This window comes from Pradoshia sp. Z3_51, assembly GCF_058215915.1.
In genome coordinates this window covers 102,900-118,373 of record NZ_JBZAJC010000006.1, presented here as the reverse complement: position 1 = coordinate 118,373, position 15,474 = coordinate 102,900, and the positions used below count along the sequence as shown (strand labels likewise).

Annotated in this window: 15 protein-coding genes and 2 riboswitches; of the genes, 14 read left to right on the top strand and 1 reads right to left on the bottom strand. The window is 38.2% G+C overall.

Features of this window, described 5'->3' with window-relative positions; translation table 11 throughout:
- Window positions 1-67: 67 nt before the first annotated feature.
- The 8 genes from AC4BHA_RS13115 (at window position 68) to AC4BHA_RS13080 (ending at window position 8,085) form a co-directional block, all read left to right on the top strand.
- Window positions 68-2,458: a 3-hydroxyacyl-CoA dehydrogenase/enoyl-CoA hydratase family protein gene (locus AC4BHA_RS13115; RefSeq protein ID WP_066106456.1), complete on the top strand. Its 2,391-nt coding sequence runs from the start codon at window positions 68-70 to the stop codon at window positions 2,456-2,458.
- A 37-nt stretch (window positions 2,459-2,495) separates the two neighbouring features.
- Window positions 2,496-3,674 carry an acetyl-CoA C-acetyltransferase gene (locus AC4BHA_RS13110; protein ID WP_490558760.1) on the top strand — a complete coding sequence of 393 codons (1,179 nt, stop codon included), beginning with the start codon at window positions 2,496-2,498 and terminating at the stop codon, window positions 3,672-3,674.
- Between the two features lie 66 nt (window positions 3,675-3,740).
- Window positions 3,741-5,525, top strand: a complete 1,785-nt coding sequence (locus AC4BHA_RS13105) for an acyl-CoA dehydrogenase FadE (RefSeq protein ID WP_490558759.1) — start codon at window positions 3,741-3,743, stop codon at window positions 5,523-5,525.
- 142 nt (window positions 5,526-5,667) lie between these two features.
- On the top strand, window positions 5,668-6,021 hold the full coding sequence (locus AC4BHA_RS13100) for an arsenate reductase family protein (RefSeq protein WP_490558758.1): 354 nt from the start codon (window positions 5,668-5,670) through the stop codon (window positions 6,019-6,021).
- 72 nt (window positions 6,022-6,093) lie between these two features.
- On the top strand, window positions 6,094-6,477 hold the full coding sequence (gene gcvH, locus AC4BHA_RS13095; protein ID WP_066106469.1) for a glycine cleavage system protein GcvH: 384 nt from the start codon (window positions 6,094-6,096) through the stop codon (window positions 6,475-6,477).
- A 170-nt stretch (window positions 6,478-6,647) separates the two neighbouring features.
- The gene (locus AC4BHA_RS13090; protein WP_139892263.1) at window positions 6,648-7,043 is read left to right on the top strand and encodes a toprim domain-containing protein; all 396 of its coding nucleotides are present in this window, start codon (window positions 6,648-6,650) and stop codon (window positions 7,041-7,043) included.
- Window positions 7,018-7,299, top strand: a complete 282-nt coding sequence (locus tag AC4BHA_RS13085; RefSeq protein ID WP_066106475.1) for a thioredoxin family protein — start codon at window positions 7,018-7,020, stop codon at window positions 7,297-7,299. The genes AC4BHA_RS13090 and AC4BHA_RS13085 overlap by 26 nt, the downstream gene beginning before the upstream one ends.
- A 570-nt stretch (window positions 7,300-7,869) precedes the next feature.
- Window positions 7,870-8,085 carry a hypothetical protein gene (locus AC4BHA_RS13080; protein ID WP_490558757.1) on the top strand — a complete coding sequence of 72 codons (216 nt, stop codon included), beginning with the start codon at window positions 7,870-7,872 and terminating at the stop codon, window positions 8,083-8,085.
- A 271-nt stretch (window positions 8,086-8,356) separates the two neighbouring features.
- Here AC4BHA_RS13080 and AC4BHA_RS13075 read toward each other — a convergent pair whose 3' ends face one another.
- Complete coding sequence (locus AC4BHA_RS13075) at window positions 8,357-9,205, bottom strand: DUF5677 domain-containing protein (RefSeq protein WP_490558756.1); 849 nt, start codon at window positions 9,203-9,205, stop codon at window positions 8,357-8,359.
- Window positions 9,206-9,495: 290 nt separating this feature from the next.
- A riboswitch (SAM riboswitch) is annotated at window positions 9,496-9,602 on the top strand.
- Window positions 9,603-9,688: 86 nt separating this feature from the next.
- On the opposite strand from AC4BHA_RS13075, the gene AC4BHA_RS13070 reads away from it, so the two are divergent.
- From AC4BHA_RS13070 to sufC, 6 genes are all read left to right on the top strand, one after another.
- The gene (locus AC4BHA_RS13070) at window positions 9,689-11,008 is read left to right on the top strand and encodes an O-acetylhomoserine aminocarboxypropyltransferase/cysteine synthase family protein (protein WP_490558755.1); all 1,320 of its coding nucleotides are present in this window, start codon (window positions 9,689-9,691) and stop codon (window positions 11,006-11,008) included.
- A 94-nt stretch (window positions 11,009-11,102) separates the two neighbouring features.
- Window positions 11,103-11,214: riboswitch (SAM riboswitch) on the top strand.
- A gap of 113 nt (window positions 11,215-11,327) precedes the next feature.
- Window positions 11,328-12,359 (top strand): methionine ABC transporter ATP-binding protein, encoded by a 1,032-nt coding sequence (locus tag AC4BHA_RS13065; RefSeq protein ID WP_066106481.1) that lies wholly within the window; start codon window positions 11,328-11,330, stop codon window positions 12,357-12,359.
- Window positions 12,356-13,024 carry a methionine ABC transporter permease gene (locus tag AC4BHA_RS13060; protein ID WP_066106484.1) on the top strand — a complete coding sequence of 223 codons (669 nt, stop codon included), beginning with the start codon at window positions 12,356-12,358 and terminating at the stop codon, window positions 13,022-13,024. The genes AC4BHA_RS13065 and AC4BHA_RS13060 overlap by 4 nt, the downstream gene beginning before the upstream one ends.
- 13 nt (window positions 13,025-13,037) lie before the next feature.
- Window positions 13,038-13,871 carry a MetQ/NlpA family ABC transporter substrate-binding protein gene (locus tag AC4BHA_RS13055; RefSeq protein WP_066106487.1) on the top strand — a complete coding sequence of 278 codons (834 nt, stop codon included), beginning with the start codon at window positions 13,038-13,040 and terminating at the stop codon, window positions 13,869-13,871.
- Between the two features lie 293 nt (window positions 13,872-14,164).
- Window positions 14,165-14,317, top strand: a complete 153-nt coding sequence (locus AC4BHA_RS13050; RefSeq protein ID WP_175354290.1) for a YuzK family famiily protein — start codon at window positions 14,165-14,167, stop codon at window positions 14,315-14,317.
- Window positions 14,318-14,676: 359 nt separating this feature from the next.
- A complete protein-coding gene (sufC, locus tag AC4BHA_RS13045; RefSeq protein ID WP_066106490.1) occupies window positions 14,677-15,462 on the top strand; it encodes a Fe-S cluster assembly ATPase SufC in 786 nt (261 codons plus the stop codon).
- Window positions 15,463-15,474: the final 12 nt, after the last annotated feature.

Below are 15,474 nucleotides of genomic sequence, written 5' to 3'. Positions count from 1 at the left end.
GGATTTTTATTCCATATTTTTTTGTCATAAAAATGAATGAGTATTCATTCAAATTAAAGGGGGATTAATGTTGAACCTTAAAATTAAAAAAGTAGCTGTACTTGGATCAGGTGTCATGGGTTCAGGGATTGCAGCACATTTAGCCAACATTGGAATTCCGGTTAAGCTATTGGATATTGTTCCAAGAGAACTTACCGCGGATGAGGGAAAAAAGGGGCTAACTCTTGAAGACAAGCAAGTCCGTAATCGATTGGCTCAAATGTCCATTCAAAAACTACTTAAACAAAAACCTGCACCGTTAACCTCCAAGAAAAATTTATCTTTAATTGAGCCAGGAAACTTTGAAGACGACTTGTCAAAAATTAATGATTGCGACTGGATTATTGAGGTCGTTGTTGAAAGACTTGATATTAAACAAAGTGTGTTTTCACAAATTGACGAATATAGAAAGCCGGGGAGTATTATTAGTTCAAATACATCCGGAATTTCCATTGAGGCAATGGCGGAAGGGCGTTCAGAAGATTTCCGCAAACATTTCCTTGGCACTCATTTCTTTAATCCACCTAGATATTTAAAGCTTTTGGAAATTATCCCGACAGAAGCAACATCGCCTGAAATAGTTAAAGCGATGAAACAATTTGGAGAAGATGTTTTAGGAAAAGGGGTTGTAATTGCTAAAGATACCCCGAATTTTATCGGTAATCGCATTGGGACTTACGGTTTATTGGTAACTGTTCGTGAAATGATGGAGCGCGGCTACAGTGTCGGGGAAGTAGATTCTGTAACTGGTCCTTTAATTGGCCGTCCAAAGAGTGCAACCTTCCGTACGCTGGATGTAGTGGGACTGGATACATTCGCGCATGTAGCTAAAAATGTTTATGACAATGTAGATAATGAGGAAGAAAAATCTGTATTTGAAGTACCTGAATTTATGAAAAAGATGCTTGATAACGGCTGGTTGGGAAGTAAGTCAGGGCAGGGATTCTTCCTGAAAAAAGGGAAAGAAATACTGGAGCTTGACCCATCCACTTTGGAATATGTAGAGCGTAAAAAGCTAAAAGCACCTTCGCTTGATATGGTAAAGCAGGAGAAAGGCGCCGCGAGAAAATTGAAAGCGCTTATTTATGCGAAAGATCGTGTCGGTGAATTGCTATGGAATGTAATCAGCCCTACTTTACTCTATTCAGCAGAACTACTTGGCGACATTGCCGATGATATTGTTGCAATCGATCAGGCCATGAAATGGGGATTCGGTTGGCAGCTTGGACCATTTGAAACCTGGGATGCAATTGGCCTAGAGAAATCCGTTGCCAGGATGCAGGAGGAAGGACGCAATATTCCTGAATGGATCACACAAATGATTGAAAACGGTAACACAACCTTCTATAAAGAAGGGGATAACGGAACCCTTTATTATGCAAATGGTGAATATCAAGAGGTTGAAGTAAACGAAAAAATCATAAATCTGAAGTTGATTAAGAAACAAAAAGGGGTCATTAAGAAAAATAGCGGTGCGAGCCTGATTGATATTGGTGATGGTGTGGCTTTGCTAGAATTCCATTCTCCGAATAATGCGATTGGCTTTGATATTATTCAAATGATCAATTATGCAATTGAAGAAGTGGATAAAAACTACAAAGGATTAGTTATCGGAAACCAGGGCAAAAACTTCTGCGTTGGAGCCAACCTGGCCATGATTTTAATGGAAGTACAGGACGACAATATATTTGATGTAGAAATGATTACACGTCAATTCCAGCAAGCAATGATGAATATTAAATACAGCAATAAACCGGTTGTCGCTGCGCCATTTAATATGACGCTTGGCGGAGGAGCTGAAATTTGCTTGCCAGCCGCAAAAATCCAGGCATCATCTGAGTCATATATAGGATTGGTTGAGACGGGTGTCGGTTTGTTGCCTGGCGGAGGCGGAAATAAAGAGCTGTATATTAAACATCTGGATAGCTTACCGAATGGTATTGATTTCGATATTACTAAAGTTGCTATTAAAGTGTTTGAAACGATTGCTACTGCCCAAGTATCTACTTCCGCTGATGAAGCAAGAGAGAATAACTTCCTGAATAGTAACGATGGAATCAGCTTTAATCCGGATCATCAGTTATACGATGCGAAACAGGCTGTTATTGCTTTACATGATACTGGTTATAAGCCACCGGTGCGCAAAAAAATTCCGGTATCAGGAGAACCTGGTTATGCGGCTCTGTTACTAGGAGCGCAATCCATGCTGTATTCAGGCTATATTTCAGAGCATGATTTGAAGATTGCCCAAAAAATTGCCTATGTTTTAGCTGGCGGTAAAGTGCCTTATGGAACAGAAGTAGATGAACAGTATTTACTTGATTTAGAAAGAGAAGCATTTATCAGCCTTGTCCAAGAAGGAAAAACACAGCAGCGCATGCAACATATGCTTGTTAAAGGAAAACCATTACGCAATTAATAGATCCGTATTTTGAGTGATTAAGAGGAGGATTGGCATGAGAGAAGCAGTGATTGTAGCCGGAGCCAGAACCCCGGTAGGCAGAGCCAAAAAAGGAACTCTTGCAAATGTTCGACCAGATGATTTAGGTGCATTAGTAGTAAAGGAAACGCTAAAACGAGCAGAAAATTACGATGGACCAATTGATGATATGATCTTTGGATGCGCTATGCCTGAAGCAGAGCAAGGGCTCAATGTGACTCGTAATATCGGTGCCTTGGCAGGTTTACCATACAATGTACCCGCTATAACGATCAATCGTTACTGTTCATCAGGACTGCAATCCATTGCTTATGGAGCAGAGCGAATTATGCTCGGACATTCTGAAACGGTCATTTCCGGTGGGGTTGAATCGATGAGTATGGTTCCGATGATGGGACATGTAGTTCGTCCCAATTCGAAACTGGCAGAAGCAGCTCCTGAATATTATATGGGTATGGGACATACGGCTGAAGAAGTTGCTAAGAAATTTGGGATTACCCGTGAAGACCAGGATGCCTTTGCAGTACGCAGTCACCAAAAAGCAGCACAGGCCATTCGGGATGGGAAATTTGAAGATGAAATCGTTCCTGTTGATGTCACTTTTCGTCAAGTAGGATCAGACAATAAATTAAAAGAGCGCTCCGTTCAATTTACAACAGATGAAGGAGTACGAGAAGGGACAACAACGGAAGTGCTTGCTAGACTGAGGCCTGCATTTTCACTCACAGGAACAGTAACAGCCGGGAATGCTTCACAAACCAGTGATGGAGCAGCAGCGGTATTACTGATGGATCGGGAAAAAGCCGAGGCGGATGGCTTCAAGCCACTTTTGAAATTTCGTTCTTTTGCAGTCGCAGGAGTGCCACCGGAACTTATGGGAATCGGTCCGGTAGAAGCAATTCCTAAAGCTCTTAAACTGGCAGGCTTAAGTTTATCTGATATTGGATTGTTCGAATTAAATGAAGCGTTTGCTTCTCAATCCATTCAGGTAATTCGTCAGCTTGGATTGGATGAGGAGAGAGTGAATGTAAATGGCGGCGCCATTGCATTAGGACATCCGCTTGGGTGTACTGGAGCTAAATTAACATTGAGCCTCCTTCATGAGATGAAACGCCGAAATGAGCAATTTGGAATCGTAACGATGTGTATTGGCGGAGGAATGGGCGCGGCTGGTGTATTTGAATTATTAGCATAAAAATTTATAAACGATGAGATGATTGGCAACAAGAGTCCAGTCATCTCTAAATCAGGAGGAAGAAAAGTGGCTAATCAAACAGAAGAAGTGTTAAAAGGCGGAGCGTTTTTAATTGAAGATATTGATGCAGAAAACATGTTTACACCTGAGGATTATACTGATGAACATAAAATGATTGCGAAAACGACTGAGGATTATTTAGTAAATGAAGTATTGCCTCAGGTGGAATATTTAGAGAATCATGAGTTTGACCGTTCTGTAAAATTATTGAAACAAGCTGGAGAACTAGGTCTATTAGGTGCAGATGTACCGGAGGAATATGGTGGATTAGGCTTGGATAAAGTCAGTTCCGCCCTTATTTCAGAAAGATTATCCCGTGCAGGAGGCTTCTCAATTTCTCATGGAGCACATGTTGGGATCGGGTCCTTGCCAATCGTTTTATTTGGTAATGAAGAACAAAAACAAAAGTACCTCCCATTATTAGCTACCGGGGAAAAGCTGGCAGCCTATGCCTTAACTGAACCAAGCTCAGGCTCTGATGCGCTTGGCGCAAAGACAACAGCAAAATTGAATGAAGAAGGAACTCACTATGTCTTAAATGGTGAGAAACAATGGATTACAAATGCAGGCTTTGCTGATGTATTTGTCGTATATGCAAAAATCGACGGCGACAAATTTTCTGCATTCATCGTAGAAAGAGAGTATCCAGGTGTGTCTACTGGACCGGAAGAAAAGAAAATGGGGATTAAGAGCTCTTCAACTAGAACATTAATTCTTGAGGATGCAGAAGTACCTGTTGAGAACCTATTGGGAGAAGCAGGAAGAGGTCATGTAATTGCCTTTAACATTTTGAATATCGGTCGTTATAAATTGGGAGTAGGAGCTGTTGGTGCTTCCAAACGAGGATTTGAATTAGCTGCTACGTATGCTAATCAACGCCAACAGTTTAAAACACCAATCTCTTCATTTAATTTAACAAAAGAAAAGCTCTCTACAATGGCTTCCAAAATATACGCAGCTGAAAGTTCCGTCTATAGGACAGTTGGTTTATTCGAGGAAAGAATGAGCCGCCTAAGTGATGAAGAAGTAAAAGATGGGAAAGAAGTAGCAAAATCAATTGCTGAATATGCAATCGAATGCTCCTTAAATAAGTTCTTTGCTTCCGAGGTTTTAGATTATGTTGTGGATGAAGCGGTTCAGCTTCATGGAGGCTATGGATTTATGGCTGAGTATGAAATTGAAAGAATGTACCGTGATTCTCGTATTAACCGTATATTTGAAGGAACAAACGAAATTAACCGTCTGCTTGTACCAGGTACATTCCTGAAAAAAGCTTTAAAAGGTGAATTGCCGTTATTACAAAAAGCACAGGAGCTGTCTGAAGGACTCATGATGCTTATGCCTGAAGAGCCAGGTACAGAGCCGCTTGATCAAGAAAAACATCTTGTGAAAAATGCTAAGAAGATTGGTATTATGATTGCAGGATTGGCTGCGCAAAAATATGGTACTGAGCTGGAAAAAGAACAAGAAATTCTTGTTAATATTGCGGATATTGCTTCTTTCGTTTATGCGATGGAATCAGTTGTTCTTCGTACAGAAAAAGCAATCAAAAAAGATGGCTTAGAAAAGAACAAACAAAAACTTCTTTATACTCAAATCTTCTGCCAGGAAGCATTTGGCGAAATCGAGAAGCATGCTAAAGAAACATTAGTGGCAACAGAAACTGGTGATACATTACGTATGATGACATCAGCTTTACGTAAATTCACACGTTTCACACCAATCAATGTAATCGCACTTAAACGTGAAGCTTCAGAAAAGTTAGTTGATGCTGAGCGTTACACTGTTTAATCCTTTATACTATGGAGGCTTGGTGAAAACCAGGCTTTTTCTTTTCCTGCTATGTTAGACCTGTTACCTTTTCTAGAGCAGAAGTATATCCGTTTAAGATAGATGAAAAAATGTGGTATGCTTCAATTGAGGTGATAAAACGATGATTACATTATACTGGTATCCTAAATGCGGGACATGCAGAAAAGCAAAGAAATGGTTTGATGAAAAGGGAATATCCTATCAAGAAGTTGATATAGCGCAAAATCCTCCAACGAAAGAAGAGCTAGAAATAATTTATCAAAAAAGTGAATTGTCTCTTCAGAAATTTTTTAACACAAGTGGGATGAAATACAGAGAACTTGGGTTAAAAGATAAAGTGAAGGATATGTCTGAAGATGAAATTCTTACCTTGCTTGCATCAGACGGGATGCTAATCAAGCGCCCAATCGCATTTGATGGAGAAAAAGTAACAGTAGGATTCAAAGAGGTAAATTACCAGAAAATCTGGGCATGAAACAATTGTCAAATAACCAGTTTGATGTCATGATAAATAGGAACCATACATACATTTTGGGGGGATTAAATCATGAGCATTCCAGCGGGATTACGTTATACAGCTGAGCATGAATGGGTTAAACAAGAGGATGGTAAGATTCGAATTGGAATAACTGATTTTGCTCAAAAAGAATTGGGAGACATCGTATTTGTGGAACTACCGGAAATAGGTGATCAATTGACCCGTAATGAACCGTTTGGCAGTGTAGAATCAGTTAAGACAGTATCTGAATTGTATGCGCCAATCAGTGGGACAGTTGTTGAAGTAAATGAAGAATTAGCGGATAGTCCAGAATATGTTAATGAATCTCCATATGAAAAAGCATGGATGGTAGTTGTTGAACCATCCGAAATCAGTGAATATGATGAATTAATGGATGCTGGCCAATACGAAACAGCGACTAAAGAAGAGTAGTCAATAGAGGGGAGAAGTTTGGGGTCATTCGTCAGCTTCTTTCCTTTTTATTATGTTTTTAGATCAATTGTTACTTTCCACTATGTTAGGGTAAGATACATATAATGAAAAAGACGAAGGCAATTGTCCAATCACATAGAACGTACTCTCCTAATAAAAGGTGATCAATCATGCAGGATGCTCAAAGTGAGAAAGTAATTATTGTGGAAGGTTCTACCGACCGCCAAAAAATACAATCTGTACTTAACGAATCTGTCGATATAAGATGTACAAATGGAACCATCAGTCTATCGAAACTGGATGAATTAGTAGACGAACTTGAACAGAGAGACGTGTATATTTTGGCTGATGCAGATGAATCCGGAGAAAAGCTGAGAAAACAGTTAAGACGAGAAATGCCAAATGCATCTCACATATATATTGATCGTACATACCGTGAAGTTGCTAATGCGCCAAGATATCATTTAGCAACGGTTCTTTTGGCAGCCAATATAGATGTAAAAGCCGAATTTTTAAAACAAATGAAGGATGTAATGAAAAATGAACAATCAAACCACGATAAATAAAGCGATCTATACTTTTACTCCTCTTTGCGGAACATGTCAATTAGCAGGTAAAATGCTTGATATTGCAAAGGAAGTCCTCCCAAATGCCTCTTTGGAAAAAGTCAATCTTAACTATGCTAAGGAACTTGCAGAAGAATATCAAATTCAGAGTGTACCATGCCTCATTTTAATCAAGGATAACCAGCCAATCGAGAAAATCTATGCCTTCCACTCAGTTCCCTATCTTGTTGATCAATTAAAGAGAATTACAGAATAAGAGCAGTTATTTCTCAGGAAATATGTCGATGAATATTTAACTAGAATCTTTTAAAGGTGCTGTTTCTATTTTACGCTGTCTATGTCAGAAGTTTTAATTGATTTGTAGAATTCTATATAATAGCCTGTAATCTCAACCGATTAGATGATTGTTAAGTGGCTAACTGGAGGCATTTATTATAGTAAAAGAAGCTCTTTGTTACTTAATTTAAAAATTCTGAATAATCAGTTGACTCATATTTTTCCATATGCTATAGTTTTAACAACTTAATATTTGGTTCTTATCAAGAGAGGTGGAGGGACTGGCCCACCATTGCCTGTTAGCACGGTACTTGTATACAATATACACAAATTTTACTATTAAAGTTTGTGTATTTTTTGTGCGTAAATTAAAAGAGTATTCTTTATGTTCAATTGCTCCAAAAACAAATCTGCCCACCTTTTATAATTTGAATTAAGGAAATCGGTGAAATCGAGGTTTAGTGGAGTAATATGTTAGAATAAATATAGGGATATTAAATTGTGTTCGTCAACTAACGGAGCAGTTTGATAAAAAAGGAGATGCATATATTTGTCGAAAAAATATGATGTTATCAATCCTGTTGTTGAAAAAGGTAAAGAAGTTGTTGCCGATGGAGTGAGTAAAGTGGCAGGCAAGGCTGTGACTGACTTTGTGAAAGAAACCATAAATAAATATCCTTTACAGACAGTTGCTGTATTGGGCGCAGTATCGACTGTTTATCTTCTTTTCCAAAACGCTCAAAGCAAACCAAAACTTGAAACATAGGTTAATCTATATTGTGAAATACTTCACTAAACAAACTGAACCGTTAGTTGAATTTTGTAACAAAAAAACAACCCTTGTATAGGAGTTGTTTTTATTATGTGAAGGTTAGTGTCAGCTTTTAGAATAGTAATTCATCTATTTCTGTTTTCTTCGAAGGGGTATTCTCTATCTGTTTCAAAATAGAATTATAGTAAACTTTAATCAAGTCTCTTTCGCTTTTAGCAACAAGACTGTTATGTGCTATAAGATTTCGAGAGTAGGACTAGGTTTATTATCTCTTTTTCTTCTTTCTTTTATTCTTGCTCTTCTTAGGGTTCTTGCTTTTTAAATTCTTCAAAGAATGTTTCTTATAATCTCTTTGTAATTCTTGAATCTGTGCTTCTGTGAAGCCCATTTCCTTGAACATATTTGTAACATCATCCCAGGCAGTTCTTTCAATATCAAATGTTTCTAACATATTTTGTGTTTCTTCATTTAATTTGATGGAATCAAACCGTTGGCTTTTTATCTGATAGTGACCACTAATATCTAGAATCATTGAGTAAAATAAAGCGTTCGTCATATTTATCAAGTAAGGGATTTTTTCAGCGGAAGGGATGCTCGAAATATTATGGTTTGCTAGTATGTTTTGGCTTACTCCCATTAAGTTGGAATGTGTGTAATTACTAAAGACTCGATAAAGCTCATATAATGGTCTGTTTAGTTCCATATAAGCTCTTTCTATGATTTTGTGGCTTGTCCAATAAGTAGGATTCGAAAGAAACTTTTTCGCTCGGCTTTCGCTCTGTTTTTTATCCCCTATTAGGTAATGAATATTAAAGATAGTTTCAATACAATTTCTTGCACACATCACAGCATTTGTTAGATACCCTTCTGTACTAAGGATAAGGCTAGATTTCACGGATTTAATACCTTGAGCAAAGAATAGAAACAGTGCTTCATTTACAAGTTTATTATCGTTATCTTCCGCAATCGCATCATTCAACATCAATAATAATTCTTCTTCCACGTAGGACAGTAAGTCAGCAGATAGTTTCAATGATTCCTTGGTTTCTAGGGCAATTTGATTTCTTACTTCATCGTAGAATAAATGGTTCGAAAGATTTATCGTTTTATCCAAACTGAACACCTCGCTATCACATTGTTAAGAATATTTTAACATATAAAGGAAAAAGATAGTGCTAATTATCTGCAAATTTGTATATATTTTACTTTTTCTCAAGTGCGAATATATTTTTTATCGAATGTTCAGAATATTCCTTGAATTGGAAATTTAAGCGTGATATGATAGGCGTACAAAAAAAGGGCGGTGCAAACCGCCCTTTCTTGCTATTTTAACCTTTCTTGATGTCCTTTCCGTCTTAAAGTCTTAACAATACTCATTTCGGACAAGGCTATCAGTATATTTCGTTCTTCATGGGGGGATAAAGTACGGCTTGGCCCGTTGAAGCCCGGCAACCGGTATTTTTATAATACACGGTGCCAATTCCAGCGGATATAAATCCGGGAGATAAGGAGAGATGGAAAATGCCTGCCTCTTCTTGTGAAGAGGTTTTTTTCATTTACTCACTTCTCTATTTAAAATGAAATGGAGAGATGTAGAATGGCAAATGAAGAAAAGAAGTATCGGTTTGAAACAGTAGGTATACACGGAGGATTGCAGCAGGATTCGGTAACTGGAGCGAGAAGCGTGCCGATTTACCAGACGAATGCTTATTTATTTAAAGACACAGATCATGCTGCGGATTTATTTGGATTAGCTGAAACTGGCTATATTTATACTAGAATCCATAATCCAACTTCAAGTGTATTCGAAGAACGTATAGCAGAATTAGAAGGTGGCATTGGAGCTTTAGCGGTATCAAGTGGTGCTGCAGCTATAACACTCTCAATCCTAAATATTGCGGGAGCAGGTGATGAAATTATCTCTGCGTCCACTCTATACGGCGGAACCTACAATTTATTTGCCAATACTCTCCCTAAGTATGGTATTAACGTAAGGTTCGTGGATCCAAGTGACATTGAAAATTTTAGAGAAGCGATTACATCAAAGACCAAAGCTATTTTTGGAGAAACGATTGGAAATCCAAGCCTGCAGGTTCTTGATATTGAACGGGTGGCGGAAATTGCTCATGAAGCTGGAATTCCGTTAATTATTGATAATACATTTGCAACTCCTTATTTATCCCGTCCGATTGAGTTTGGAGCGGATATCGTCGTACACTCAGCTACGAAATGGCTGCTTGGAAATGGAACCACATTAGGCGGGGTCATAGTGGATGGAGGGAAGTTTGACTGGAATTCATCTAAATTTCCGGGCTTTACTGAACCCGATCCAAGCTATCATGATCTGATTTACAGTGAAGCAATTGGTGCAGCAGCATTTATTGTGAAGGCCAGAGTTCAGCTGTTGAGAGATTTAGGTCCTTCCTTAAGCCCGTACAATGCCTTTCAATTTATTCTCGGATTGGAAACTCTGCATGTGAGGATGAAGGAGCATGTAGCCAATACGAGATTAATAGTTGACTATTTAAAACAGCATCCGGCTGTATCGTGGGTCTTGTATCCAGGAGATTCAGATCACCCTGATTACGAAAAAACGAAGAAATATTTACCCAAAGGTGCTGGAGCAGTCGTTGTTTTTGGAATAAAGGGTGGACGTGAGGCAGGTAAAAAACTGATTGATTCCGTTGAACTGTGGTCCCATGTGGCCAATGTGGGAGATGCAAAGAGCCTAATTATCCATCCGGCAAGCACGACTCATCAGCAACTAAGTGAAGAGGGATTAAAAGCATCAGGTGTACAGGAGGATTTAATCAGACTGTCTGTTGGAATTGAACATGCAGAAGATCTAATTGAAGAATTGGAGCTTGCGATTGAAAAAGCAACAGGTATAGCTTCCACTGAGGTGGTTGTGAAATAAATATTGAACATGCTATGCAGACTTTGGTGTTGACAGTTCTTTCTTCAACATGATAGGATAGCAGACAGTTAGATTTAATTGAATAGTTTAAGTACTCTTATCAAGAGAGGCCGAGGGAAGTGCCCTTTGACGCCCGGCAACCGGCAATCATTTATGATTGAAAAGGTGCCAATTCACACAGGATAATAAATCCTGGGAGATGAGAGAAAGGAACATGTTATAAATAAATCATGCCTTTCTGCCTCCGCAGAAAGGCATTTTTGTTTAACTGAAGTTATTCTTTAATTATAGGTTGATAGAAAGAGCAGGTGAACTTTTCATGATTACATTACGTGATGTATCGAAGACCTTCTCAGGAACATTTAAACGTTCATCAGCTGTCAAAGCAGTGGATCAAGTCTCATTATCTATTGAAAAAGGCGAGATCTTTGGAATTATTGGGTACAGCGGTGCGGGAAAAAGTACCCTCATTAGAATGCTGAACGGTTTAGAGAAGCCAACAGAAGGCAGTGTCTTGGTGGCAGGCAAAGATATGGCTGCTATAAAAGGCGCTGAATTAAGAAAAGCCAGAATGGAAATAAGTATGATTTTTCAACACTTTAATCTCCTCTGGTCAAGGACAGTCAGCGAAAATATAGAGTTTCCTTTAGAAATTGCGGGCGTACCAAGCAAGGTACGTAAAGAAAGAGTGAAGGAACTTGTAAGTCTGGTAGGATTAGATGGCCGTGAAAATGCTTATCCATCTCAGTTGAGCGGCGGTCAGAAGCAGCGGGTCGGTATAGCGCGCGCATTAGCGAACAATCCACAGGTTCTTCTTTGTGACGAGGCGACATCAGCACTTGATCCTCAGACTACAGACGATATTTTGGATTTGCTCGTTGATATAAATAAAAGACTTGGCTTGACAATCGTATTAATTACACATGAAATGCATGTTATTCGTAAAATCTGTCATCGCGTTGCTGTGATGGAGATGGGGAAAGTGGTCGAGAGCGGAAAAGTACTTGATGTATTTAAAAAACCAAATGCTCCGATTACTAAACGATTTGTACAGCAAGTGACTGAGCCAGAAGAAACGAAAGAGACGATTGAGCATTTGCTTGCTGAATATCCGACGGGGAAAGTTGTACAATTATCCTTTATTGGCGAATCAGCTGAAACCCCTGTTTTATCAGAGGTTATCCGCTCTTACAAAATCAATGTAAACATATTGCAGGGTAAAATATCGCAGACTCAGCACGGGTCCTATGGAACGTTATTTATTCATGTAGACGGTGATGCTGCTGAAGTGGCGAAAGCGATTGACTATCTCCACAATCAGGAAATTGGTGTGGAGGTGATTTCAGAATGATGGAAACATTATTACCAAATGTAGTTTGGGAACGAATTTATGAAAAGACATGGGAAACCTTGTATATGACAGGTGTCTCATTAATCGCAACTTTTTTCCTTGGAATTATATTGGGTCTGCTATTATTCTTGACCTCAAAGGGGAATATGTGGGAAAACAAAGTGATTTACGGAATTGTAGGTGCTTTCGTTAACATATTCCGTTCCATTCCATTCATTATTCTAATCGTGTTGTTAATTCCTTTCACAAAGGCATTAGTAGGAAGTATTATCGGTGTCAATGCGGCTTTGCCAGCTTTAATTATAGGTGCTGCTCCATTCTATGCGCGAATGGTTGAGATTGGATTGCGTGAAATTGATAAAGGTGTAATAGAAGCAGCAAGATCGATGGGGGCCACTTCCTTTACAATCATATGGAAGGTGCTAATTCCTGAATCTCTGCCTGCACTTGTTTCTGGTATCACAGTTACGGCAATTGCGCTTGTAGGTTATACAGCGATGGCAGGTATGATTGGTGCGGGCGGACTTGGAAACCTTGCCTATTTGGAAGGGTTTAGCCGCGGACAGACAGATGTCACGATTGTTGCTACTATTTTAGTATTGATTATTGTGTTTATTCTCCAATTTATTGGAGATTTTATAACAAGAAAATTAGATAAGCGCTAGGGAGGAAACCAAAGTGAAAAAGTTATCGTTCATACTTGTTTTAGGATTAACCCTATTATTGGCAGCCTGCGGTGGATCAGGAGATGAATCCAATTCCGGGGACAAAGAACTAAAAACGATTAAAATTGGCGCATCAAATGTTCCACATGCAGAAATATTGGAAGAAGCAGCAACTCTTCTTGAAGAAAAAGGTATTAAACTTGAAGTTGAAGTATTTACAGACTATGTAATGCCGAATAAAGCATTGGAAGATGGCTCAATTGACGCTAACTATTTCCAACACATCCCTTATTTTGAGAGTCAAGTGAAGGATAATGGGTATGATTTCGCCAATGCAGGCGGAATCCATATTGAACCGATTGGTGTTTATTCTAAAAAATACGACAGCCTGGATGACCTACCAAAAGGCGCAAGCATCATTATGAGCAGCTCAGTAGCTGATCATGGGCGTATGTTATCTATGCTGGAAACAGAAGGCTTAATAAAGCTAAAAGAAGGCATTGATAAAACTAAAGCAACTGTGGATGATATTGCGGAAAATCCGAAGAATTTAAAGTTTAAAACGGATATTGAAGCACCTATGCTTACGCAGGTTTACAATAATGATGAAGGCGATGCAGTACTGATTAATTCCAACTATGCCATTGAAGCGGATCTTGTACCAGCTGAGGATGCGATTGCATTGGAAAGTGCTGATAATAATCCATACGTAAACATTATTGCTGTTAGATCTGAGGATAAGAATAAGGAAGAAATTAAAACATTGGTTGAAGTTCTTCATTCTAAAGATATCCAGGATTTCATTAATGAAAACTACAAAGGGTCCGTTATCCCATCAAATAAATAATAGAAAAGGAAGGTGCAGCTATTCATTTAGCTGCACCTTTTTCATCTATATAATAGGTGTTTTAAAAGCAATTGTAAGATGCTTTTCCAATGAATTATTTTCTTCTCTGGTATTATTTTTCAGGATAATCAAGGATTTCCTAGAAGAAATACGCAATATCACTTTTAAGATGTGCTCAGAGTGGTATATAGACTTTGAGGGTTCTTCTGCAAAGTGATACCCTTATTATAATAAATGGAAAGGAATGATTCATTATCTTTGACAATCAGTTACAGCTTAGAGTAACAGATGAAATGGAAAAAGCGATGAGGCAGGCACATGGAGTTGGCTATGAAGTTTACAGTCAGAATCTTGAAGTGCGTATGAAAGTAGAAGAGAAGCGTGAACGTAGTTATATGAAGAGTAATCAAATCTTAAATGATGTGAATAGAAGAGTACATGGGTAAATGAATCAAGTGATAAAGTGAATATTTCTAAAAGTGATAATCATAAAAACAGGTAGCGGAAGAAAAATCAATTTCTCCTTCTACCTGTTTTTATGTTTTCAATTAGTGCAAAAATGTTACTGCCGTCTTTAAAATCAGGGTGGTTGGTAAAGATCATGCTGGTTCTTTTCTTTCGTGAAAATTAACATTATAATGTCAGTAAAGCTAAGTATTATGTTAAAATATTATGTCCATTTTATGTAATTTTCTCGTTTCAAAAAGTTGAATCTAGATTTGATTTGTTATAAGATTGTAATGAGAATAAATTGAGAATAGAAATAATCTAAAACTTTAGATGACTATATATTGGAGGTATAAGAATGGCTGGTTCAGTTCTTACAATTAAAGATTTACATGTTTCAATAGAAGGTAAAGAGATTCTTAAAGGGGTAAACCTTGAAGTTAAAGGTGGAGAAATCCATGCAATTATGGGGCCAAATGGTACAGGAAAATCTACATTGTCATCTGCTATCATGGGTCACCCAAAATATGAAGTAACAAGTGGTTCCATCACAATGGACGGTGAAGATGTTCTTGAAATGGAAGTTGACGAACGTGCTCGTGCCGGTCTATTTTTAGCAATGCAATACCCAAGTGAAATTACTGGGGTTACTAATGCCGACTTCATGCGTTCTGCTATTAACAGTAAACGTGAAGAAGGAGACGAAATTTCCTTAATGAAATTCATTAAAGAAATGGATAAAAAAATGGATCTATTAGAAATGGATCAAGATATGGCTCAACGTTATTTAAATGAAGGCTTTTCCGGCGGTGAAAAGAAACGTAATGAAATCCTTCAATTATTAATGCTGCAACCAGCCATTGCGATTCTTGATGAAATCGACTCCGGTTTAGATATTGATGCGCTGAAAGTTGTTTCCAAAGGAATCAACCAAATGAGAAACGAAGATTTTGGCTGCCTAATGATTACTCACTATCAACGCTTATTGAACTACATTACTCCAGATTATGTTCACGTAATGATGCAAGGTAAAATCGTGAAATCCGGTGGAGCAGAACTAGCGCAACGCTTAGAAGCAGAAGGATATGACTGGATTAAAAAAGAATTAGGTATTGAAGACGAAACAGTAGGAATTGAAGCATAAGCAATAGGAGGA